Raw genomic sequence first — 23,840 nt, 5'->3', positions numbered from 1 at the left:
ATGATAATACAAAAACCCAAATTATGAAAAATCACCATGGTATTCTCCTATTCTTTTCCTTATTTTTTCAAATTTCTAATGTACAAAGTCAAGTAGATGAAAAAAAACTTTTAGACACTTACAAAGAGTTTGGAGTTTCTACTAGAGAAATTGCATACGTGCACATTAATAAATCTACCTTTATTAAAAATGAAACTTTAGGTTTTAGTGCTTATATTTTAGATAAAGCTAAAAAAGAATCTTTAAAAATAACAAAGAATTTATACTGCGTTATAACTGATAAAAATGATAACGTTATTAAAAGCAAGTTAGTAAAAGTTAATAATAGTCTAAGCCACAATACTTTTGAAATAGACAGCCTTTTTAGCACAGGAATCTATAAGTTTAAAGCATATACAAATTGGATGTTAAACTTTAACGAACGCAATTATTATGAACAATCATTTTACGTTATTGATCAAGAAATTAAGAAACCTTTAAACGAAAAAAATTATACAATACAGGCATTACCAGAAAGTGGGCATTTGGTTTTAAATTTAAAAAATAATATTGGTATTGTAGTAAAAGATCAAGAAGGGTTTGGACTTGCTAACGCAAATGGCAAAATTGTTAACGATGAAAATAAAACTATTGCAGAATTTACGTTAAATCAATTTGGAATTGCTAAAGCTCCTCTCATCCCTTTAAACAATAGAAAGTACAGTATAATCGTAAATTATAATGATAGAGAAATTAAAAGTGAAATTGAAAATATAGAAAATACTGGTATTGCATTTTCAATTTATACGCTAAGAGACAAACTAGGCATTGATTTTAAAATTAATAAGGCCACAAAAGAAATAATTAAAAACAAGAAATTTATTCTTGCCATTCACAATGGTAATGAACTAAAAACATCAACATTTCAATTTAACGAGAAAACAGAAATCTCAAAGATTATAAACGAAAAGGATTTATTTACTGGTATTAACATCTTTACTGTTTTTGACGTCGAAAAAAATAGACCCATTTTAGAGCGTATGTACTTTAATTCAGTTGGTATTAATAAAGCAAAATCAACAACCGTTCAAACCAATATTGAAAATGATTCTATACTTGTAAAACTTCAAGTAAACAACACTATTGATTTAACTAAAATTCAAAATGTTAGTATATCAGTATTGCCAAGCAAAACCAAATCTTATGCTTTTAATTCAAATATTTTATCTCAAACATATCTTGAACCTTATGTAAAAGGTTTTATTCAAGATGCATCCTATTATTTTGATAATGATACTGCCAAGACAAAATATGATTTAGATAATTTATTAATTACGCAAGGTTGGAGTAGTTACGATTGGGGAGATATTTTTAAAGAAATAACTTACTCAAATAAGTTTGAAGAGGGTATTAATATCCTGGCAAATATTAATAAAAAATCAAATAAAAGTTTTTTAGTATATCCATTAAAAAACAACAAGACTCAAGTTTTTACGTTAACGGATTCTGAAAAATCTTTTAAACATACCAACCTTTTTCCAGAAGATAACGAACTTTATAGAGTTAGTATTGTTAAAAAGAATGACGATACTGAAAAACCAAATTTGTACCTCAACTATTTCCCAGCTAAAATACCAGATTTAACAATCAAATCTTATAGCATTCCATTTACAAAAAGTCTAGTACCACAAGAGATTGATGATTTTCAACTTAACTTCACAAAATCATCTGACACTGAAGTATTAAATGGAATCGAAATAAAAAGTGAAGTACAACTTACTAGACAAGAAAAAATAAGAAATAGAAGCTATGGAAGCGTAGATTTTTTTGATGACAAAAAAACTAGAGGAGGGCTAACTTTAGCAATCTTTTTAAGCTCAAGAGGCTTTAATGCTACTGATTTTACAGGAAGCTTAGTAATTACTAATCCCAATCCTAATAGCTTTAACAATAATGTTCCTTTAGTTATTTTAGACGATGTGCAATTAAGTGATTTTAGTTTTCTTAATAACTTCCCAATGAATACTGTGGATTATATAGAAATTAATAAATCTGGTATTGGTTATGGTTTAAGAGGAGGTGGAGGTGTTATAAAAATTGTAACAGATCCAATTAAAAGATTGAATCAATCCGTAAATTTTACAAAAAGTGATGTAGCTACATATGAGTTTCCTCTTACTTTTAATTCACCAAAAAAATATTATACTCCAATCTATGAAAATTACACATCAAGATTTTTTAAAGAATATGGAACTCTTGATTGGTTTCCTAATTTAAAAATTAATGAGAATGGACTTGTTACATTTAAAATTTTAAACACCTATACACCTGATATAAATTTACATATAGAAGGCATTGTAAATGGTAAAACCTTTATTTCTGAAACGAAAACAATCTATCCTTTAGATTAATTTATTAGAATGCTAAAAATTGCGCATCACCCTATTTATCATCATCCATTAAAGGAAGGGCATCGTTTTCCGATGATAAAATACGATTTGCTTCCTGAACAATTAATCTATGAAGGCACTTGCAATGGAGAGAATTTTTTTGAACCAGAAATTCCAAACAACAAACATTTTTTTACAGTTCACGATTCTGAGTATTTCTTTGATTTACTAAATATTACTTTAAACCAAAAAGAAGCTAGAAAAATAGGTTTTCCTTTATCTGAAGTTTTAATTGAACGTGAAATGATCATTGCAGATGGCACCATGAAAGCAAGTGAATTTGCCTTAAAAAATGGAATTGCCATGAATATTGCTGGTGGTACACATCATGCGTTTTCTAATAAAGGTGAAGCTTTTTGTATGTTAAATGATCAAGCAATTGGTGCAAAATATTTGCAAAATAAAGGTATAGTAAAAAAAGTTTTAATTGTAGATTTAGATGTACATCAAGGAAATGGAACTGCAGAAATATTCCAAAAAGACAATACAGTTTCTACATTTTCTATACATGGAAAAGGCAATTATCCATTTGTAAAAGAAAAATCTGATTTAGACATTGGGTTAGAAAATAATACAAAAGACGATGAATATTTATCAACTTTAAAAAAAACTTTACCAAAACTTATTGACCAAGAAAAACCAGATTTTATATATTATTTATGTGGTGTAGATGTTTTAGAATCTGATAAATTAGGAAAACTTTCCTTAACTATTGAAGGTTGTAAAGAAAGAGATCGATTTGTTTTACAAACTTGTTTTGATTTAAAAATTCCGGTAATGTGTTCTATGGGTGGTGGTTATTCTAAAGATGTAAATATTGTTGTAGAAGCGCATGCAAATACGTTTAGGTTGGCGCAAGAAATTTATTTTTAGTAGATCCTTAAAAAATAATTTTGTTACACTTATAAGTTGAACACAGCAAAACCATGACCTTATTTTGTAAATAAAAAATCGCTTTAACTATACCCAAAATATTTACTCGTTTTTTTTTCACTATTAAATTTACTTTTGCAAAAATTAAAGTATTTATCAACAATGCTATGATGAGTAATTTTTCTTGATACTCTTATTTTTTAATAATTTCTGATGTTGGATTATTAAATTTTGTCTTGTAAGTGATAACTTCTGGTTTATATTCAAAAATGATTTCTCTGTTTTCCTTATCTTTTAATTCATAATCAAACCCGTTTTTAACAAACTTAAAATTAATGCCAGCAACTGCTGTTTTTTCAGTGAAAGTAACTTCATAAATTCCATCATTATTACTATCCTTTAAGGCATAAGATTCTTGCCATTGGTTGGGTAAAAAATCACCTTTTATACCTAAAGATTTAATCTCTACAACTCCATTAGTATCCACTATAAAAGTTACTTTCTTTTCATACTCTTTTTGCACACAGCTTGATAAAATTACAAATCCTATAGCTAAAATTGTGATTGTTTTTTTCATAATACGCTTGTTTAAATCCTTGTGTAAGTTTGCTTATTTCTTATAAATCTTCCTTTCGAATCTAAATATTCAACTTCTTTTGTAATTGAAAAGCTGTCTTTATTAAACAGATAGGTATTGTACATTTTTGCCTTTTTACTATTGTCTTTTCCCCTATAAAAAGTAATTATTTTTGTAAATCCATTTTTTAAAATTTCTTTTCGAATTACTTTTTCATTACCAAAATAAGTTCCTTTTTTTCTAAGTTTAACTATGTTTTTTGAGTTTGCTTTTGGTTCTCCAGTGAATTTAATTTCGGTAATTACTTTATTCTTTTTTAAAGAAATAGTCATAGTAGTTTGCAGTGTAACTTCTTTGCCATCACTATAATTTTTATATAGTAAAATGCCTTTCCAGTTGGTATTATTTAATATTTCGAAATCAGAAATTTCTACGTTTTTTTGTGCGTTTAGTGTTGATAAAACACAAAGACTAATGATTATTGATACAATTATTTTCATATTATTTATTTTAAAATTTATGCTTTATTTTAATTTATTTGAGATAAAAAAATCGATTCCAAAACGTCCAGAACCTAAATACAAGTGATATACAGCAACCCATAAAAAACCCATTGCTGGTAACATGCCCCATAATCCTTGATTCCATTTTTGCATAAATATAGCAACCAACATAGTACACATAATTAAAAAAGATGCAATTCTTGTTTTAAAACCAAAAGCTAAAAACAACCCACCAACTGCTTCAGCAAAAGCTCCTGACCAAGCAAAGAAAACAGGAAATAAAGCAAAAATGCCTCCATATGCTGCAACGTCTTTAGGAAACCAAGCAGCTACTTCAAAAAAGCCTAAATTGTCTGTAGAAGACCAAGGCAAACCAAACTTATCTGAACCAAAACTTACAGTTAATAACATTCCACAAACAAATCTTGGAATTGTAAATAACAGATCTCCAAACCATTTTTTTTGGATGACAGGTGTAATAATTAGTTTTGATAATTTTAAAATATGTGTTTTCATAATTAGCATTTTTGTTCCTTTATTACGTTGATGCTACAAAGTTGTAAAAATGCTATCCTATGAGCGACTTAAAACGTATGATAAGGTCTTATATACGATTTGATACGCCTTATTTTGTTTGAGAATTCAAAAATTCTGATGGAGAAGTTTGTGTCATTTTCTTAAAAACACGGTTAAATGTAGCTTTGCTATTAAATCCACAATCGTAAGCTATCCCTAACAAAGAAAGCTGTTTGTGTGCACCTAATTTCAACTTTTCTTTGAAAGTATTTACTCTATACTCATTTATAAAGTCATTAAAATTCTTATTGAAACCAGTGTTAATAATTTTACTCAATTCAGAACGATTCATTTGTAACAAATTGGCTAAATCAGCTAAATTTAAATCAGGGTTTAAATAGGCCTTTTCAGTTTGCATAAATTTTGAAACAGTTTCAATATCAATTTTAGAAACTTCATTTTTATGCTCTAATACTTGAGGAATGCTTTCTGGATTTGGAGAAAAACTAAAAGATAGTTTATTCAATTTAGTTGTGTCTGTAAAATATCCTTTTATCCCAATAAATAAAACAACCAAAGCCATAAAAATATTTAGCCACCAACGTTGTTGATAATTTAAGTCAACAACTAAACTACCAATAATACTTTGTAAAGAACTGTATAAAAACAATGCTGTAAATAGAATTAAAAAACTCAAAATCCAGTTGAGCTCTAGCTTATACGTATTTGAAAAATAGGCTGTAATTCGTTTTCTATAATTATAAAAAAGTTGGAAAGTAAATGCCAAATACAATAACATTTGTGCAAAACTAACAAACATGTGCATGGGAGCAACCACAGCTTCATCTGCAGACAATTTTAAAACACCATTTTGAGTAGCTTCAAAACCTGGTTGTAAACTATCATAAACATAAATTGATAATCGGAAAGTAATCAGTAAAAAAATAGGAGCAAAATGCCACCAATTTTTCTTATTAAATTTAAAATTTGATGTAGTTATCGATTTTACATAAAAGTAAATTAATGGGGCAATAGCCATGCCCATATCAATTAAAAAATAATTGATTTTTGTGTTTTTAAACACATTATACCACCCCATAAAACCAACTGTATAGCAAATTTGTTCGTAACAAATAAAAAGTAAAATAAGTCCGAGAAATAAATCTGAAATATTCCTTTTCTTAAAATACCTAGCAAATAATAAGCATACGAATATTAATCCTTGAAAAACAAGAATTAATAACGGCGTACTATAAATATTGAAATCTGGGAATAAAAAGAACAATTCCATTTATTCTACCCTAAAACTGAATTTTCTTTTAACTCTTTTACAAAAGGTTGACTATATAAGCGTTTACCTAATGCAGCATTAATTGCATTGGCAACTGCACCACCTGCAGGAGGTAAACCTGGTTCTCCTAAACCTGTTGGCGATAAATTATTTTCTACAAAATGCACTTCAACTTTTGGTGTTTCTTGCATTCTGATCAATCTATAGGTATCAAAATTTTTGTGAGCTGGTTTTCCATCTTCAAAAGAAAAATCTGCATACATTGCATGCCCTATTCCATCTAAAACACCACCTTCAACTTGATTTTTTGCACCTGTAGGATTTACCAAAATTCCACAATCTACAGCAACTGTTACTTTTTTTACGACAGGAAAACCATCTTTTAAAACGATGTCTGCAATTTCTGCAACATGTGTATTATGAGAATAATAAGCTGCAAAACCTTGATAAACGCCTTGTTCTTCTTTGCCCCAATTTCCTTTTTCTCTGACCAATTTAATAGTGTCTTCCATTCTTTGACCAGAATATTCTATTTTTTCATCAGTAGTATTTTTTACGTTTTCCAATAAATCTAAACGCAATTGAATCGCATCAACATTTAACTCAGTGGCTAACTCATCAAAAAAAGATTGTTCTGCAAAAGCTAAAAAGTTTGTATAAGGTGCTCTCCAAGCACCAGTAGTAATGTTACTGGCATAATTACCTGAATCAACTTTATAATTCGGGATACATCCAGCAGGAAAAAAGTTAGGAATTGCACCATACATATTGCCATTTATGGCAGCTTCTTTTAAATAATATCCAGAAACTTTTCCATCTTTAAGTGCTGCTTTTATTCTGTATTTAATTGCAGGTCTATACGTTCCTGCAGTCATATCATCTTCTCTAGTGAAAACAACTTTTATTGGTCTTTTTGCTAAGCTTGAAATTTCGGCTGCTTCTAAAGCAAAATCTCCATACAAACGTCTTCCAAAACCTCCACCCATTCTTGTCATTTCGCAATGAATCGTTTCTGGTTCTCTTTCTAGCAATTGTGCAACTCTATTTACAGTCCATTGAGGAGTTTGAATTGGCCCAACCAAATGCACTTTATCAGCAGTTACGTCTGCATAAAAGTTCATAGGTTCTAAACAGTTGTGAGGTAAAAAAGGCGAATGATATGTTCTTTCAATCACTTTGTCTGCAGTTGCAAAGGCTTGATTTATATCTCCATCTTCACGTCTTGTATCAAACTTTTTACCATCTAAAATTTCGTTTAAAATTTTATCGTGGTTTTCTGTACTTTCTGGTTGATCATCTTTATAATTTGCAGATAATGCTTTTTTACCTTTCATGGCTGCCCAGGTTGAAGTTGCTAAAACAGCAATTTTATCTCCAAATTTTATTACCTCAGAAACACCATTTACAGCTTTTGCGTTACGATCATCAAAATCTACTAATTTTTGACCAAAAGCTGGTGGTCTTAAAACAGCAGCAATTGCCATTCCTTCAGCTTTATAATCTAAGCCAAATAAAGGTTTTCCAGTGATGATTTCATCAATATCTACATTTATTGCGTCTTTACCAATAATGGTAAAATCTTTAATTTCTTTTAGTTGTACGTTTTCAGGAACTTCTAATAAAGCAGCTTCTTTTACAACTTCTCCATAACCCAACTCATCTCCATTTGCATTGGTAATTACTCCTTTGGATGTTGTTAAAGTAGATGCATCTACATTCCATTTTGCAGCTGCTGCATTTACTAACATTTGTTTGGCAGTTGCTCCTGTTTGCCTTAAAGCATCCCAACTACTTCTTATAGATTGACTTCCTCCTGCAACTTGTCTTGTAAAATTCTTAGTATCTAAAGCACCTTGAGCAACAGTTACTTTACTCCAATCTGCATCTAATTCTTCTGCAATAATCATTGGCATAGAAGTTTTTACACCTTGTCCAATTTCTGGATTTGGTGAAAAAATGGTTACATAACCTTCATCAGAAATTTTTATAAACGCATTAAAGTCGTTAAAGTTTAAACTTGCAATATCTACTGGCATTGCTACTTCTTTTTTGCATGCGGTTAAAAAGTTAAAACCAATTAACATTCCTCCTCCTGCTAAAACCGAAGTTTTTAAAAAGTTTCTTCTGCTAAAATTTGTATTGAGTTGAGATTTCATTTTTGTGTAATTTTAAATTCCTGTTTTCAGGAAAAACAATTTAAAGATTTTCCTTTTCATAAAAATTAAAAGAAATAATTTTTAATCTAAGACATTTTTTCTGAGGCCACTTTTACTGCTTTTTCAATTCTATTATAAGAAGCACATCTACAAATGTTGCCATGCATTGCTTGTCTTATTTCTTCTTCTGAAGGATTTTTATTATCTGCTAAAAAAGCAGAAGCAGTCATAATTTGTCCTGCTTGACAATATCCACATTGTGGCACATCAATCTCTTTCCAAGCTTCTTGAACAGGATGTTTTCCATCTTCGGATAAACCTTCAATCGTTGTTATTTTTGCGTCATCTAAAAAGGCAACTTTCATTTGGCAACTTCTTATTGCAATGCCATCTAAATGAACTGTACAAGCACCACATTGTGCAATACCACAACCAAATTTTGTACCTACTAAATTTAATTCGTCTCTTAAAACCCATAGCAAAGGTGTATCTTCATCTACTGAAACAGAACGATTCTCTCCATTAATATTTAGTGTATAATTTGGCATGATATGTATTTTTAAATTGATGTTGTAAGATACAAAAAAAATGGTTTTAATTATCTTTCTACATGTAAAGAGAAAACACCAACCATAGTTGTAAAAATTAGACCGGTATTATTTTTTTTAACTTCGATATTTAGCAATGTACCTTCAGATTCTAATTCTCCACCAATTTTATCTATAATTGTAATTTCTGATTTTTGTTTATTGTAAGACCATCGCACATCTTTGAAAGTATCTTCAAACTCATCAAATTTTATATAGATTGAAGCAGTATGGTTAGGGTTAAATTTAAAATAAGCATTATATAGAGCAATTTTTAAAGGATCATAGATTTCTTTATCAATATTTTTAAGCTTATTTTTATTTGTATCTACTTTTGTAACACTCCAAGTACCATATAATTTAGATTCAGAAATTTCATCTGCCCCCACAGATTCTAATACTGTTTTTTCTATTTTCTTTTCAATTTTTTTGGGTTTCTTTTTTTCTTCAATAATTTTAAGAGCAACTGGTGCAGGAGGTGGAGGTGGTGGAGGAAGTTCTGTTTGCATAATCAATACATTTAATCTATTATTCCCTCCAACTTGGTCAAAAACTTTTAATAGTTTTAATAAATTATTTTCAAGTTTATTTAATTCACTATCATTATAAGAATCCATTATAAAAAATAGTTTATCTGGGCTTTCACTTAGATTATCAAGTTTACCAAAATTTTTTAAATTTTTCTCTACATAATTATGTGCACTGTCTAATGGTAACAATTCATTATCATAACCTCGATATATTTTATCATCATAAATTTCAATTACATTTTTGTTTTTAATAATTGGAAAATTATTCTTGTCACAAAAACTAGCAAAATATATTTTTCTTACTAAAGAATCCGTTTCTATTGTTATTTTTGGAATTCGATCTGAACAAGAAATTTGTTTGAATCTATCTATTAATTCTTTGTAAGTTTTGTATTCATCTAAATTAATATTCACGCTAATGCTATCTTGCTCAGGAAAATAAAGTCCATACGTTTTTATACTTTTAACTTTCTGATTTTCAACTTCTACTTTAACTTCATTCGTTGAGTTTGGTTTACAACTATATACCAAAAAAAATAAAATTGATCCTATTAAAACTAGTTTTGAAATTTTCATTTATTACAATTTAAATAGATAAACATTGTTTGCAATATACTATTTTTCAGAATACTAGCATATACCTACTTTTGAGTATGTAAATAGTACTAAATAAAAAAATCTAGCCTAAAGCTAGATTTTTATGAAATATTTCAAAAAATAGTATCATTTACTTCCCTCCCATTAACAACAATTCATTTACCATAATTTCTGTGATATATCTTTTTTCACCTTCCTTGGTATCATAAGATCTGTTGGTTAATTTGCCTTCAACTGCAATTTCTTGCCCTTTTTTTACATACCCTTCTACAACTTTAACCAAACCACCAGTAATTACAATATTGTGCCACGTTGTTGACCTTTTGGGTTCAGTTCCAAGAAAGATAGGGGCGCAATCTGTTTTAGTTTAAATAGAATGGTTTGATTATCAAAAATAATTTTATTGGTAATCGCTTCCACAATATACCTTTTTTCTCCTCTATCTAAATTGTTCCAATTGTTATAAAAATCAATGGATTTATTTGCTATGATTTGAAAAGAAGATTTTGCTTTTTCTAACTGTTCTAATTCTATTTCTAAAGTTTTTATAGAAGCTTCCAAATTTTCTTTTCTGACAAATATTGGGTCATAATGTTTTTTAAATCCTTTGGTTGGAATTTCTCCTTTGATATTTAAATCGACTAATTTGTCTAATTTGGATTCCAATTTAGAAAGTTCAGATTTTGCAAATTCAATCTCATCAACTTTTAAATTTAGTTCTTGAATATTTGATTGATTATATTCTGATAATTCTTCATCAGAAATCAAAAACTGTTTTATTCTGCTTAAAAATACTTCTTCTAAATCATCTTTACCAATTCCGTATTTGCATTCTTTACAGGTGTATCTATTACTTTTCGATTTGATAGACATTTTATGACCTTGTTCACATTTTAAATAACCTGTAAATAAATGAACTCTTTTATTTAGTGGTTGTTTAAAAAAGCTTCCTTTTTCTTGTGCTCTAATAATTGCATTTACTTCTTCCCATTTTTCTTCAGATATTAATTTTGGACAGGGTAGAAACTGCCATTCAGATTGAGGTTTGAAACCTTTAGGATTTTCTTTTGATGAATTTCCTCGATAATTACATCTTCTAATTCCTTTAGCATCCGTATTTTTTAAAAGTCTTTTAATAGTAACATCAGACCAATTTCTACCTTTTCTTGTTACATACCCTCTTTGATTTAATTCTTTAGCAACTGTAGATGTTCTTTGATGCTCTAAAAACAAATCATAAATTAATCTTCTTACAGTTGCTTCTTCTTCATTAATAACAACTTCTGCATCGATAATTTTAAAGCCATAACTGACCATTCCGCCTGTAAACTTTCCTTGTTTTCTTCTGTAATTTAAACTTGCAATTTGGCGTTCATTTGTAATCTCTCTTTCGTAAGTAGAAAGCGCAGATAGTAGGGTATAGAAAAATTTACCCCCACTTGTTGAAGTATCTAAGGATTCATTTATAGATATTAAACTGGCATTATGCTCTTCAAAGAATTTACTGTATTCTAATAATTCAGAAGTATTTCTCGCTAATCTACTTAAAGAGCTTATGATAATTCCCTGTATCTTAGAAGTTTTAACGTCTTGAAACATCTCCAAAGTTTGTCGATGTTTGATGGTGCTTTTACCAGAGACACCTGCTAAATTATATATTTTGACTACATTCCATCCTTTGGATTGTGCATACATTTTTCCTCTCTCTATGTGGGTTTCTACAGAATCGGTGTTATTTTTCTGGTCGAGAGTACTTACTCTTACAAATATTGCAACATTCATATTTACAGTGTTTTATGTCTAAAAATAACCCTTTTAAAAACTAAATCAAAGACAATACGAAGCTTTATTATTTCTTTTTAAATATCTTAGCAAGATGTGATTTAATATTTTTTGTTTGAGAACTTTCGTTAGTATCAAATTCGGTAACTATTCTAAATCCTTTAATAACCTCTTGTTGTTTCTGCGGAAGAACTGCAAAACCATCTAATAACTTTGATATTTCATCTGGCTGTATAAATTGAACCAAAGTTTTGTCTTTTTTAGAAAGTTCTTTATCAGCTAAACTTTTAATAGCATTTAAATGATTTCTATTTTTTGAAACAACTATTACTGGAATACATCCATCTCTTAAACACTTCTTTATGTTTTGAACCTCGTAAGCTGGTTTATTCGTTTCTGAAATTTCAATACCAATTTTTAATCCATTTTGTTCTAAAACAACATCTATTCTTCCTCCATCTTTGGTTAAATATTCAGTTGTTGCTTTATAATTTCTATCTTGACCCAACTTTTTAATGATGGATTGTAAGTAGATATGCGTGCGAATTTCCTCAGAAGTATTTTCATTTTGAATTAATTGTTCTCTTACTTTATTTGAAATTACTTTTACATCTTCACTTTTAATCTCTTCTATTTTCGGTTCAGATATTTTTTCAAATTCTTTTAATTCCTTGGAACTTTCTTCAATCGGCTTTTTAAACTCTTTTTTCTTAATAGATTGAAAAGAAGGAAGCATCGATATTAGAAGCTTCTCTACCTCTACTTTTGGAGTCCCATAATTTGATCTGACTGATGAAATAATAGTATTGGAAAAATCTTCGGTTACTTCTGGAAGGATAGTTGTTTTAACATTAAAATCATTAGAACTAGAACCAATTCTCATAATTGCTTCTCCTCGTTCTAAACTTTGTAAATCTGACTGTTCAAAATATGAAAATCCCGATTCCAATTTCTTTGCATCGTTATCACCAAGTCTAAAGCAAATTCGGGTTTTGGGATTTGATAAAACTGAATTTAGAAGAGAAGTATCTTGAATTTGACCTAGCTCTTGATGGGCAATTGTTAAACCAAGGCCATATTTTCTTGAGCCACTTAAAATTCGCTCAATACTTGGAGTAATAAAGTTTTGAAATTCATCTAGATAGAGCATGTAAGGTTTACGATCTTCTCTATTTTTAGACTGTCTTGCAAGTGCTGCTTGGTTAAATTTCGCTAAAAATAATGATCCTAATAAATAAGAATTTTGCTCTCCAATAAGACCTTGTGAAAGTTTTAATAATACAATTTTGTTGGTGTGTAAACAGTCAGAAATATCAACTCCTTTTTTCTGCGCCAACATATAGCGTATTAGCTTTGGGCGAAGAAATGTATCTATTCTTGTAAGTAATGGAGCAATCCCTTTGCGCAACATTGGGTACTCGTTTTTCCAATAATACTGCAATGATGGGTCTTCTACAGAGGTTAAATATTCTTCTCTAAATTTCTCTTCAATTAAAAAACGTTTTAATTCTATTAGAGTTCCACCTCTAATACTTTCTAAAATCGTATTTACAGCGTTTTGTAAAACCGCAGTCATATTATCTCCCCACGCTGTTGCATGTCTTTTGAAAGCAGAAACTAAATCCGAAGACAATACTATTTTTTCTGCATCCGTATTTGCTTCTAATAAATTGAAACCAATGGGGAAGTCTGCATCTGAAGGATCAATTAAGATTACATCTTTTGTTCTAGCTTCTGGAATTCGAAGTAAAATATCATCGATAATATCACCATGGGGATCAAACATTGCACAACCTAAACCTTGAGAAATATCGGCTAAAATCATATTAGCAAGCAATGTTGATTTTCCTACACCTGTAACTCCTAAAATATGTGTGTGACTTAATCTTGTTTCTATATCGAAAATTACAGGAACCTCTTCTTCATTATGAATATTGTTACCAATAAGAATTCCTTTTTCTGAAATTATCTTAATTCTTTTAGTTTTTGCTCCTGCTAATCCAAGTTTTGAACTAACGACTGTTTTATTCGGATAATGTACAAAAGTGTTTAACTCTTTGGAATTTAACACAAAACCTAATCGATTACTTAATCTATTTTGAAGGTTATAGCAATGAAAATCATAATTATATCCTTCGTTAGAAAGTGGAATTAATTTATTGAATTGAGAACTTGAAATTGATGAAATACTTCGTGCCAATTCTTGTGCTAGATATTGACTTCTAGTTTTCGTTTTCCCTTGAGTTGCAATTCGCATAACAACAGAAAATAATGGATTTGAAATTTTATCTAGAGCGCAATAAACCATTTCCGGGGCATCAGCAAAAAAAGAACCTCCAGCACCATCAGAAACAGCATAAGGAATCTCTTTTGCTAAAGGTGATGTAATACCTTTAAAAAGAAGTTGAAAAACAACGATATCATTTGTTTGTAAACTATCCATTGTTGCAAAAAGGGAAGTCAAAGAGTCTATTCCAAAAGAATCTGTTTGTTTTATGGGACGCATAAACTCATCATTTAAACCAAAGTCTGCGATGGCAACTTCTTTATCTTTATCAAAATTAAAACCGTCTAAAGAAATTTGTTTAACTATAACTGTTGGAAAATATGCTTTTAAATGAGATTTTATTCGTTCTGAATCTAGCTCACTACTTAAAAATTGAATCGTAAAATCTTCTCTAGTTCCAATAATTTCAAAAGAAATTATATCTTCAGAAAAAGATAATATATTTAAAAATTCTATATTTCTACTTGGTAATATTTCAGTTTTTTTTGGGAAGGAAATTGAGAAACCAACTAGTATTGGCTTTTCTGAAAAAACTAAAAAATTAGGCTTTAAAACAACTTCTTCTTCGTCAGACTCTTTAATTTCTTTGGTTGGTAGAAAAAGGTTTTGAATACCTTTAAAAAATGAAGGAGCTATTCCATCATCTGTTGTTGATGCATCAGAAAAGGATTTGTGGTAAAATGGAATATATGGTGCTTCAATATTAACAGGCGTATCAAAATGATAATACCCACGATTTCTGTATTCCCATTGGTAGAAATGTAAGGTTGCCTTTTCTTGTGCAGAAAATTGCATATAAATTACCTATTGAAAATATCATTTAATATTGGCTTTTTTTCTGCCTCAGATAATGCACGAACTCCTTTATTTTGTGTAATACCATCAATTACTTTTAAAACAGATGCTTGGGCATAAGTTCGGAACATACTGGCACTATCCATTGAATAATAGGTTATAGGAAAAAAAGCTCTTACAAAGTAGTTGCCAATAAAAGGAATTTTAGAAAGCAATAATTCCATTCCTGTTTTTTCAGTAAACATCCACCAAGAAATAAAAGTGCCATTTCCGAAGGGCGCCATACAGCAATCATATGTGTAATTTTTCCACTTTACTCTTAAATATAAACGTTTTACACCAAGAGCATTCCCTATACTGATAGACTTTTCTTCAATTTTAATTTCTTTTATTCCGTTAGATTCTAACTCTATTGCTAATAATTTATAAAAATCCTGTGTTGAATATTCAAAATTATCCAAAAGGTTATTCCAGTTGGCATTTAAGGTTGGAGTTCCTTTTTTTAGAAAAGTAATAATGAATAGAAAAATTAGAATAATAAAAAGGTTAAGCATAATTAAATTTTTTTTGTATTATAATACTTCTAAAGTTCGATATGAAATTTGATACTATTCTGCAATATTTAATTTTTATAGTAATAACCTTATTCTTTGTGAACTATTTCCTTACTTGAGTTTTGTAAAGTTCCTTTAATTTTCAATAAAACTAGTTATGACTAATTGTTTAATTATTGAAAATGATAAAAAAGAGATTGAAAAAATTTCAGCTTTAGAAAATGAATTTATAGATATAAATTTCACTTACACAACAGAAGTAGAGGAAACTGCATTAAATTTAATTTTAAAAAATAATTTCAACCTAATTTTTTTTAATATGGATTCAAATAAATTTAATATACCTGAATTCTTATTGGATGTTAAAAATTCTTATAATTCTAAACTTAATTTTATCGGCTTATCTTCAAAAAAAGAAAGTGCTTACAAAGCTTACAATTATGACTTTTGTGATTTTATTCTAAAACCTTTAAACGAATTGAGTATCAGGAAATGTATTCTGAAGTTCAAAAAAAAACAAACAGTACATATTAATAAAACTATTTGTTTAAAATCTAACAAAGATTATAGATACCTGTGTATAGATGATATTCTTTTTTTAAAAGCTGATAATAATACAACTGATTTTCATATGTCAGATGGAACTATCATTGGTGCCTATAAAACCTTAAAAACGTTTGAAGAATGCCTACCTACTAACTTTTTAAGAATTCATAAAAGTTATATAATTAATAGTAATTTTATTTCTAGAATTCATTACGGAAAATCAATGTGTACTCTAAGTAATAATCAATATAAATTACCATTTACAAAAACATTTAAATATAATATTGATATTATTAATGACTTGTATTACAAAAATGTAATTACCTCAAATTAAACCTCACCATATAAAATAATCTTTTCACTCGTAGATGTATGACTTTCACTAAACGTATGTGTAATTACACATATAATTCTTAATAGTTCCCTAATTTTATAAATGAATTCAGGGGCGTGAAAAAAAATAACACACGCTTTTCATTGTGCACAATTTTAAATGAGCTGTAAAAAATCCAGCTTAAAGACACTATTGTTTAATCTTAAAATTTTTGCATTATGAAATTATTAAAAAAACTATTACTATTAGCAATTTTTTCAATCTCTCTTACTTCTTGTACAGATCTGGAAGACGATGATTCAAATATTAATATAGAAAATACCTTAGCAGATACTGGTGAAGATAAAGTAGACCCTGATGGAGGTAAAGACTAATTTAAAAAAACCTTTAACTTAATGTTAAAGGTTTTTTTTATATTTGGGATAAAACTAAAATTGCAAAAAAAACAACCTTTTAAATACATATTTTTATTTCTATATCTAATTACGGTTACTTCATGTAACCTTTTTAAAAAAGAAAATATAAGTTTAAAAATTAAAAATGATAGTATTTCTACTTGGATTAGAAATTCAAAAAACTTTAATATCTCTATATATAAAAGGAGACAATATTTAGATAAAAGCTATAATTATATTTTATCTAATACAATTGATTCTTCAGCTCTTAAAAAGTTAAGTGATATTGCATATCAAACTTTAAAAGTAAAAGATACATTATTATTCAAAAAGAGAAATAAAAAAGTTATAGAACTAGCTTTAAAAGTAAAAGATTCATTTTCTTTAGGAGATGCACACTGGAACTATGCTACTTATTTTGTTAGAACTGAAAGTTATGAAAAGGCATATTATCATTTTAATGAAGCAGAAAAATATTTCAAAAGCCAAAAATATTATATTGGTAAAATGTTAGTTGGAAAAGCTTTTATAAAAGGTAGATTTTCAGATTATATAGGTAGTGAACAAAATCAAATTAAAGCAATAAAAATTTTTAAGGAACTTAATAAGTACAATGATTTATTAAATTCTTATACATCTTTAGCTGTAGTTCAATCTGACCTTAAATTCTATGATAAGTCACTTTTTTATTACGAGAAAGCTTTAGAATATTCCTCCTTGTCTAATGATAAAAACAAAATAAATTTAAACAATAATATTGGATTAATCTACCTTGAAAAAAGAAATTATAAAAAAGCATTAGAGTTTTTTAAGAAAGACTTAGATATGGGTTTTAAAAAAAGCAACCCACGAGATTATGCAAGAGTTCTTGACAACTATGCATATTGCAAATTATTAAATAAAGACACTTTAGGTATAAAACAGGACTTTTATAGAGCTCTATTTATAAGAGATAGTTTAAAAAATAAAGAAGGCGTTTTAACAAGTAAAATTCATTTAACGAAATACTATAAATTTTTAAATGATACTTTAAAAGCTAAAAAATATGCTTCCGAAGCAAATAAAATAGCAAAGGATGTTAAAAATAGTAGAGATTACCTAGCTTCTCTCAAACTATTAGCTTCATTAGACATAAAGAAATCAAAATATTATTTAGAAGACTATATATCTCATTCAGATAGCTTATCAATTTTAGAAAGGAACTATCAAAATAAATTTGCCAGAATATCTTATGATACAGATGAGTATATTGAAGAAACAGAAAGATTATCTCAACAGAAAATTTGGATAACCATAATTTCTTTAAGTATAATTTTAATTATAATATTATTCTACTTTTTGAGAGTTCAGAAGGCGAAAAACGAAAAACTATTACTAGAAACTGAGCAACAAAAATCAAACGAACAAATTTATTTATTAACCTTAAAACAACAGTCTAAACTGGAAGAGGAGAAAGTAAAAGAGCGTAATAGAATTTCGGAAGAATTGCATGATGGAATTCTTGGGAGACTTTTTGGTGCTAGGGTTGGTTTAGGGTTTATAGAAATTAATTCTAATGAAAAGAACAAAAAACAGTACCAACTTTTTTTAGATGAGCTTCAAAATGTAGAGAAAGAAATTAGAGATGTTTCTCATAAATTAAGTGATAATTTTGATAACGCTGAGATAAATTTCACATTTATTATTAAACAACTAGTAATAGATAAAAGTAAAATAGGGAATTTTAAATACACTATTTATTTTGATGAAAATATCAATTGGTATAAAATAGATGGGGTAGTTAAAGTTAATTTATACAGAATTATACAAGAGGTAATCCAAAATATAATGAAATATGCAAATGCAACCTTAGTTTCAATTAAGTTTAGTTTGAAAAACAACAATTTAGTTTTATCTTTATCTGATGATGGTATTGGATTTAATGTTAAGAAAAAAAGAAATGGAATAGGTCTTAAAAATATTAAATCTAGAGTACAAAAATTGAATGGTATTTTTGAAATTTCGTCGTCTTTAAATAAGGGAGTAGAGATTGTAATAGTATTACCTATAAGCTAAGAAAAATGGAAAGAGAAAAATGTTCAGTATTATTAATAGATGATCACCCTCTAATTTGTGATGCATATATTAATGCACTAAATTTAGTAGAAAAAGGAAATTCTAATTTAGTCTTTAAAATAAGTTTAGCACATAATTGTGATGATGCTTTTGCAAAAATTAAAGAATCTTCAAATAGAATATTAAAATATCAGCTAATTTTTTTAGATATTAAATTACCACCTTCTTCAGACAGAAAAATACTTTCTGGAGAAGATTTAGGTCTAAAAATAAATGAGTTACTACCAGAAGCAAAAATTATTATTTCAACTACTCATAATGATAATTATAGAATTTATAGTTTACTGAAAAGCTTGAATCCTGATGGGTTATTAATCAAAAATGATATTACTGCAAATGAACTAGTTAACGCCATAACTTTAGTTCTTGAAAACCCTCCTTACTACAGTAGTTCCGTTTCTCAGACGATTAGAAATGAAATGTTAAACGATCTTCTTTTAGATAAAATTGATAGAAGATTGTTATACGAAATTTCTATTGGAACTAAAACAAAAGATCTTCCAGAAATTTTACCTCTATCGATTGCTGGAGTAGAAAAAAGAAAAAGAAATTTAAAAAGTATTTTTAATGTTTCTAATCTTGATGACAAAGATTTAATTGCAATAGCAAGAGAAAAAGGTTTTATTTGAAAAAATAATAGTTTAAAATTTTTACTTTAAAAAAATACTCATATTTTGCTTTAATATAATCTGAGTTATTTCTGTTTAATTTCGCTTTACTTTCTAAAAATTCATAATTGTTAATATTACCTAATAAATATTGCTTTTGAATAATTTTAAAAGCTTCATTTTGGGTTGTATATGCAATTTTACTAGAGCTTAAGCTACTTTCAGCAGTTTTAACATCATTTGAAGCCATTTTAATTTTGTTTCTTAATATTTGCTTACTACTCTCAAATTCCACCTCAGAAATTTTTAATTCTTCCTTAGCTTTTTTGCTATTTTCTTTTGTTGCAAAACGATTAAAAATTGGGAAAACTGCAGATAAACCGATATAATGGGTTCTGTTATTATTTAATTGTACCCAAAATCCATTAGGCTCATTTTGATTTGTTATCTGGTTAAAGACTAAATCTTCCTGGCCTAGAATATGAAAGTAATTACTACTATATGAATAGTTTAAATTTATTCTTGGAAAAAAGCTAGCTTTAGATAATTTAATATCCTTATTTCTTAATGCTAAATCTAATTTAGAGGAAACAATTATTGGGTTCCGATCTAATATTTCATCATTAAATTCAAAATTTTTAGATATAAAATTCTCTACTAAAACTTCTGCTATTTCGAAGTTTTTAATTTCTGTTATTCCTAATAATTCTTGAAGTTCAATTAGACTATTTTGAACATTATTTTCTGCTACTAAATTTTCTTTTTGATCAAATGAAAATAAAGCCTCTATTTCTAAAAGTTCTCTTTTTCCTGTTAGAGCTTTACTATATAGTTTTTTTAAACGGTTGTAATTCTGTTTACTAATATTAAATTGTTGATTTGTAAGTTTTAAAATTTCTTTATTAAATAAAACTTGTAAAAATTTATTAGTAATATTTAAACTTAAATCAAATCTAATTCTTTCAATTTCAGCTTCAGATTTTTCTTTTTCTAGTCTAGATTTTTCTAGTTTATATCTATTAGAAAAACCATTAAATATAGGTAGAGAAGAAGATAAACTAAAACTATTAGAACTACTTTCTCTTTGCCCTACATTAGTTGAAACGTTAAAAGAGTTTCCTAAAGATAAATTTTGAGAGGCATTAAAGTTTGCGTCTGGCAGATAATTTCCTTGAGAGATTTTAATATCACTATTTACAATTTCTGATCTTATTTTTTGCTTAATCACTTCAACATTATTTTCCTTGGCATAATTTATACAGTCCTCCAAAGTCCATTTTTTTTGTGACCGTAAATTATTAGAAACAAATAGTAAAAAACTAAATATTATATATTTCAATATGTTTTTCATTAGCTTTCTTTTTTACTTAATAAAGAATACATTAAAGGTATAAAATACAAACTTATAAAAGTTCCAATAATCATTCCTCCTATAACCGTTAATGCTAGTGGTCTTTGTAATTTAGCTCCTAAGCCATCCATAAATAGAAAAGGCAGTAATGCTAAAATTGTAGTTAAAGAAGTCATTAAAATAGGTTTTAAACGTAATTTACCTCCTAATTTAATTGCTTCTTCAATAGTTTTTCCTTCTTTTCTAAGCATATTTATGGTGTGTAGTTTCAAAATACTATCATTTATAATTACTCCACTCATTACCACTATACCTATTGCAGCCATCACATTTATTGTTCCTCCAAACAACCAAAGTAATAACAATGCACCACCAATGTCTATTGGTATTTCCAATAAAATAATGATAGGTTGCCACAAAGACTCAAATTGAGCTGCCATAATAAAATAAAGTAATAATACCGCTACTAAGATTACTACTAATAACTGATTACCTAATTCTTGTACATCAAAAAAACTGCCACTAAAATTAACATTAAAATTACTTTGATTTTGAAATATGCTTTGTATTTCTTCAATTTTCTTCTCAGGTTTTTTTTGAGTTTTAATATTAAAAGCTAAATACTCACCAGCTCTGTTAGCTGTAATTGATTTGTATTGCTTGGAAGGGCATATTCTAATTAAATTTCTAACAGCTATTAATTCTTTATTTTTATTTTTTACGAATAATTCAGAAATCATTTTATCGAAAGCTTCATTTTCATAATTTAATTTAATAGGAATAAACTTTTGAGCAGTTTTTAGATTATCTATAAAGTTTTGATTAAAAGTGGTTTTTAGTTCATTTACTAAATCATCATAAGAAACATCATATAGTAAAACATTTTCCTGAAGTACTTCTATAAATGCTGTTTGTTTTAAGGGTATTTCAGAGTTTGTATAGCCATTAAATAGTTCTTGTATATCTTGCACCTTATTTTCAGTTGGCACCTCTAGAGATCCTCTTGAAGATATTTGCGCGATTAACTCTTCTTTCTCATTTCCAAATAAATATTGAAATATATTTTTTGGAGCAGCTAATGAAATTGTTGCATTTGGATAACTCCTTAAAAGTTTTACTTTAAGTTCTTTTTTTAAATTTTCAATTTCATTTACCGTTTTTGTTTGTAGGTATATAGATGCTTCAGAAAAACTCTTGCTATTATCTCTTTCTAATAAGAATTGTTGCTCTCCAACTTTAGAAAAAACCGTTTTCAGTGTTTTCTCATTTTCAAATAAAGTTTGTATTCTATTTTGGTTTTCATCAACATTAATATTCTCGTTCCAATCTACAGACAAGATTACCTCATTTTGATTTGTATTTGGTAATTGTGAATAGGGCATTGTTAAAAATAAAATTACTGCTAGTAAAATACTTATTATCGAAATAGAAAAAACAATTAGTTTCCTTTTAAAAAAGAAATGGTATCCTTTCTCGTACCAATTTTCAATTTGCTGAGTTTTCACATTAAATTGTAACCATTTTTCTATTTTAAAGTTTTTATTTTTTAACTGTTTATAGATTACAGGTATTAGTAGTATAGATACTAGTAAAGAAGAAAATAAACCAATAGCAACTGCCAATGCCTGGTCATAGAATAATGCACCTGTAATACCACTTAAAAAAAGTAATGGTAAAAAAACAGAACAAGTTGTTAAAACAGAACTTATTAAAGGTGTTATAATTTCATTGGTTCCTTTTACACAAGCATTTATTAAATTTTCTCCAGCTTCTAATTTTTGTGTTATGTTGTCGATTACAATAATAGCGTTGTCTATCATCATTCCTACACCTAATATTAAACCAGAAAGTGAAATAATATTTATAGACAAGCCAAATAAATACATAAATAAAACACTAATTACTAATGATATCGGAATACTTACTGCAATTATTAAAGGAGATTTCACATCTTTTAAAAAGAAAAACATAATCATAATTGCCAAAAGGCTTCCTATCCATAAACTCGATTTTAAATTATCAATAGAAAGTTTTAGCAATTTAGTTTGATCTTGATTTGTTGAAAATTCTAAGTCAGGATAATCTTCATTAAAAGAACTTGTTACTTTTTCTAAGGCATCTTTTAGCTCATAAACTCTTGCATCAGCTTGTTTAATAATCGATAAAACAATTGCTCTTTTTCCATTTAAATAAATTAATCCCTTATCTTTTTCTGGAACTAAATTAACTATAGCTAATTCTTTTAATTGAAATAATCTATCATTAATATTTAAATAAATTGCTTCAATATCTTTTTTATTCTTAAGTGGATTTGCAAACTTGAAATTGTATTGATAAATTCCATTTTGTACCAATAAATTTCCTAGTTCAAAGTTATTTTGTTTAATTTCATTAATTAACTCATTTGTGCCAATTCCTAAACTTTGTAACTTTTGAGTATTAGGAGTAACTGAAATTTCTGGTTTTGTTAAACCACTAATATCTGCAAGAGCAATATCTGGTAATTGCTCTATTCTTTTTTTTAAAACAGTTTCTGTAAAATCACTTAATTCTAAAAATTTTTCTTTAGAAAAATTTTCTTTTAATGAGACTGTTAAGTTAACAATAGGAATATCTGTGGCAGAAGCTTTTATAACTTTAGGTCTTTCTAAATCTCTAGGCAAATAATTTAATGAAGCATCTACTTTTTCATTAACCTCAATAAAAGCTAAATTAGTGTTTGTACCATATTCAAACACTAACTTTAGGGTTGCAAAACCATCTCTTGTTTCTGAAGTAATATCTTTTAAGTTACCGACTTGAAGTAGCTGATTTCTTAGCGGTCTTATTAAGTTTGTTTCTAATTCTCGAGTAGTATTGTTAGGATAACTAACTTGAACTGTAATTTCTGGTATTGGAATATTAGGCATTAAAGAAGTTGGAATTCTTGATGAAGAAACAACACCTAATAATAAAAAGGCTAGAGTAGCCATAAAAACGGCAATGGGTCTATTTATTAGAAACTTTACCATAGT

General features: G+C 27.8%; 18 protein-coding genes and 1 pseudogene. 6 read left to right on the top strand and 13 right to left on the bottom strand.

What is annotated here, in order from left to right; all coding sequences use genetic code 11:
* Positions 1-23 precede the first annotated feature (23 nt).
* Together P161_RS0107205 and P161_RS0107200 are read left to right on the top strand one after the other, a co-directional pair.
* Positions 24-2,390, top strand: a complete 2,367-nt coding sequence (locus P161_RS0107205) for a hypothetical protein (RefSeq protein WP_155810439.1) — start codon at positions 24-26, stop codon at positions 2,388-2,390.
* Positions 2,391-2,399: 9 nt separating this feature from the next.
* The gene (locus tag P161_RS0107200; RefSeq protein ID WP_026776343.1) at positions 2,400-3,302 is read left to right on the top strand and encodes a histone deacetylase; all 903 of its coding nucleotides are present in this window, start codon (positions 2,400-2,402) and stop codon (positions 3,300-3,302) included.
* Positions 3,303-3,495: 193 nt separating this feature from the next.
* Here the strand turns inward: P161_RS0107200 and P161_RS0107195 are convergent, their stop codons facing one another.
* The 11 genes and pseudogenes from P161_RS0107195 to P161_RS0107145 all read right to left on the bottom strand — a co-directional run bounded on the left by P161_RS0107195 (position 3,496) and on the right by P161_RS0107145 (position 15,477).
* Positions 3,496-3,879 (bottom strand): hypothetical protein, encoded by a 384-nt coding sequence (locus P161_RS0107195; protein ID WP_026776342.1) that lies wholly within the window; start codon positions 3,877-3,879, stop codon positions 3,496-3,498.
* 11 nt (positions 3,880-3,890) lie between these two features.
* Complete coding sequence (locus P161_RS0107190; protein WP_026776341.1) at positions 3,891-4,379, bottom strand: hypothetical protein; 489 nt, start codon at positions 4,377-4,379, stop codon at positions 3,891-3,893.
* A gap of 24 nt (positions 4,380-4,403) precedes the next feature.
* Positions 4,404-4,898: a DoxX family protein gene (locus P161_RS0107185; protein WP_026776340.1), complete on the bottom strand. Its 495-nt coding sequence runs from the start codon at positions 4,896-4,898 to the stop codon at positions 4,404-4,406.
* Between the two features lie 109 nt (positions 4,899-5,007).
* Entirely contained in the window at positions 5,008-5,997 is a 990-nt protein-coding gene (locus P161_RS0107180) for an AraC family transcriptional regulator (protein WP_231494714.1), read from the bottom strand.
* Positions 5,998-6,194: 197 nt separating this feature from the next.
* A complete protein-coding gene (locus P161_RS0107175) occupies positions 6,195-8,345 on the bottom strand; it encodes a xanthine dehydrogenase family protein molybdopterin-binding subunit (protein ID WP_026776338.1) in 2,151 nt (716 codons plus the stop codon).
* 86 nt (positions 8,346-8,431) lie between these two features.
* Positions 8,432-8,893, bottom strand: a complete 462-nt coding sequence (locus tag P161_RS0107170; RefSeq protein ID WP_026776337.1) for a (2Fe-2S)-binding protein — start codon at positions 8,891-8,893, stop codon at positions 8,432-8,434.
* 50 nt (positions 8,894-8,943) lie between these two features.
* Complete coding sequence (locus P161_RS0107165; RefSeq protein WP_026776336.1) at positions 8,944-10,038, bottom strand: hypothetical protein; 1,095 nt, start codon at positions 10,036-10,038, stop codon at positions 8,944-8,946.
* Positions 10,039-10,189: 151 nt separating this feature from the next.
* A pseudogene (locus P161_RS18220) lies at positions 10,190-10,381 on the bottom strand (single-stranded DNA-binding protein); the annotation flags it as partial.
* The gene (locus P161_RS0107155) at positions 10,354-11,841 is read right to left on the bottom strand and encodes a recombinase family protein (RefSeq protein WP_026776335.1); all 1,488 of its coding nucleotides are present in this window, start codon (positions 11,839-11,841) and stop codon (positions 10,354-10,356) included. The pseudogene P161_RS18220 and the gene P161_RS0107155, both read right to left, overlap by 28 nt.
* A 67-nt stretch (positions 11,842-11,908) precedes the next feature.
* Positions 11,909-14,923 carry a type IV secretory system conjugative DNA transfer family protein gene (locus tag P161_RS0107150; RefSeq protein ID WP_026776334.1) on the bottom strand — a complete coding sequence of 1,005 codons (3,015 nt, stop codon included), beginning with the start codon at positions 14,921-14,923 and terminating at the stop codon, positions 11,909-11,911.
* A 5-nt stretch (positions 14,924-14,928) separates the two neighbouring features.
* Positions 14,929-15,477, bottom strand: coding sequence for a hypothetical protein (locus P161_RS0107145; protein ID WP_026776333.1), 549 nt, complete (start codon positions 15,475-15,477; stop codon positions 14,929-14,931).
* 157 nt (positions 15,478-15,634) lie between these two features.
* On the opposite strand from P161_RS0107145, the gene P161_RS0107140 reads away from it, so the two are divergent.
* The 4 genes from P161_RS0107140 (at position 15,635) to P161_RS0107125 (ending at position 19,496) form a co-directional block, all read left to right on the top strand.
* Entirely contained in the window at positions 15,635-16,357 is a 723-nt protein-coding gene (locus P161_RS0107140) for a LytTR family DNA-binding domain-containing protein (protein ID WP_026776332.1), read from the top strand.
* Between the two features lie 218 nt (positions 16,358-16,575).
* Positions 16,576-16,731: a hypothetical protein gene (locus P161_RS19485; RefSeq protein ID WP_155810438.1), complete on the top strand. Its 156-nt coding sequence runs from the start codon at positions 16,576-16,578 to the stop codon at positions 16,729-16,731.
* 60 nt (positions 16,732-16,791) lie between these two features.
* Positions 16,792-18,807: an ATP-binding protein gene (locus P161_RS0107130; RefSeq protein ID WP_197026332.1), complete on the top strand. Its 2,016-nt coding sequence runs from the start codon at positions 16,792-16,794 to the stop codon at positions 18,805-18,807.
* Positions 18,808-18,812: 5 nt separating this feature from the next.
* The gene (locus tag P161_RS0107125) at positions 18,813-19,496 is read left to right on the top strand and encodes a response regulator (RefSeq protein WP_026776330.1); all 684 of its coding nucleotides are present in this window, start codon (positions 18,813-18,815) and stop codon (positions 19,494-19,496) included.
* On the opposite strand, the gene P161_RS0107120 is transcribed toward P161_RS0107125, so the two are convergent.
* Both P161_RS0107120 and P161_RS0107115 read right to left on the bottom strand, forming a co-directional pair.
* A complete protein-coding gene (locus P161_RS0107120; RefSeq protein WP_026776329.1) occupies positions 19,489-20,745 on the bottom strand; it encodes a TolC family protein in 1,257 nt (418 codons plus the stop codon). The genes P161_RS0107125 and P161_RS0107120 overlap by 8 nt on opposite strands.
* Before the next feature lie 80 nt (positions 20,746-20,825).
* On the bottom strand, positions 20,826-23,837 hold the full coding sequence (locus P161_RS0107115; protein ID WP_026776328.1) for an efflux RND transporter permease subunit: 3,012 nt from the start codon (positions 23,835-23,837) through the stop codon (positions 20,826-20,828).
* Between the last annotated feature and the right edge of the window lie 3 nt (positions 23,838-23,840).

The organism is Polaribacter sp. Hel_I_88 (assembly GCF_000687935.1).
Classification (GTDB): domain Bacteria; phylum Bacteroidota; class Bacteroidia; order Flavobacteriales; family Flavobacteriaceae; genus Polaribacter.
The sequence above is the reverse complement of the archived record's forward strand: the minus strand, read 5'-3'. Positions and strand labels throughout refer to the sequence as shown.

Coding starts and splice junctions, on each gene's coding strand:
- P161_RS0107205 (WP_155810439.1), top strand. CDS start 24: ATGAAAAATCACCATGGTATTCTCCTATTCTTTTCCTTATTTTTTCAA.
- P161_RS0107200 (WP_026776343.1), top strand. CDS start 2,400: ATGCTAAAAATTGCGCATCACCCTATTTATCATCATCCATTAAAGGAA.
- P161_RS0107195 (WP_026776342.1), bottom strand. CDS start 3,879: ATGAAAAAAACAATCACAATTTTAGCTATAGGATTTGTAATTTTATCA.
- P161_RS0107190 (WP_026776341.1), bottom strand. CDS start 4,379: ATGAAAATAATTGTATCAATAATCATTAGTCTTTGTGTTTTATCAACA.
- P161_RS0107185 (WP_026776340.1), bottom strand. CDS start 4,898: ATGAAAACACATATTTTAAAATTATCAAAACTAATTATTACACCTGTC.
- P161_RS0107180 (WP_231494714.1), bottom strand. CDS start 5,997: ATGGGGTGGTATAATGTGTTTAAAAACACAAAAATCAATTATTTTTTA.
- P161_RS0107175 (WP_026776338.1), bottom strand. CDS start 8,345: ATGAAATCTCAACTCAATACAAATTTTAGCAGAAGAAACTTTTTAAAA.
- P161_RS0107170 (WP_026776337.1), bottom strand. CDS start 8,893: ATGCCAAATTATACACTAAATATTAATGGAGAGAATCGTTCTGTTTCA.
- P161_RS0107165 (WP_026776336.1), bottom strand. CDS start 10,038: ATGAAAATTTCAAAACTAGTTTTAATAGGATCAATTTTATTTTTTTTG.
- P161_RS0107155 (WP_026776335.1), bottom strand. CDS start 11,841: ATGAATGTTGCAATATTTGTAAGAGTAAGTACTCTCGACCAGAAAAAT.
- P161_RS0107150 (WP_026776334.1), bottom strand. CDS start 14,923: ATGCAATTTTCTGCACAAGAAAAGGCAACCTTACATTTCTACCAATGG.
- P161_RS0107145 (WP_026776333.1), bottom strand. CDS start 15,477: ATGCTTAACCTTTTTATTATTCTAATTTTTCTATTCATTATTACTTTT.
- P161_RS0107140 (WP_026776332.1), top strand. CDS start 15,635: ATGACTAATTGTTTAATTATTGAAAATGATAAAAAAGAGATTGAAAAA.
- P161_RS19485 (WP_155810438.1), top strand. CDS start 16,576: ATGAAATTATTAAAAAAACTATTACTATTAGCAATTTTTTCAATCTCT.
- P161_RS0107125 (WP_026776330.1), top strand. CDS start 18,813: ATGGAAAGAGAAAAATGTTCAGTATTATTAATAGATGATCACCCTCTA.
- P161_RS0107115 (WP_026776328.1), bottom strand. CDS start 23,837: ATGGTAAAGTTTCTAATAAATAGACCCATTGCCGTTTTTATGGCTACT.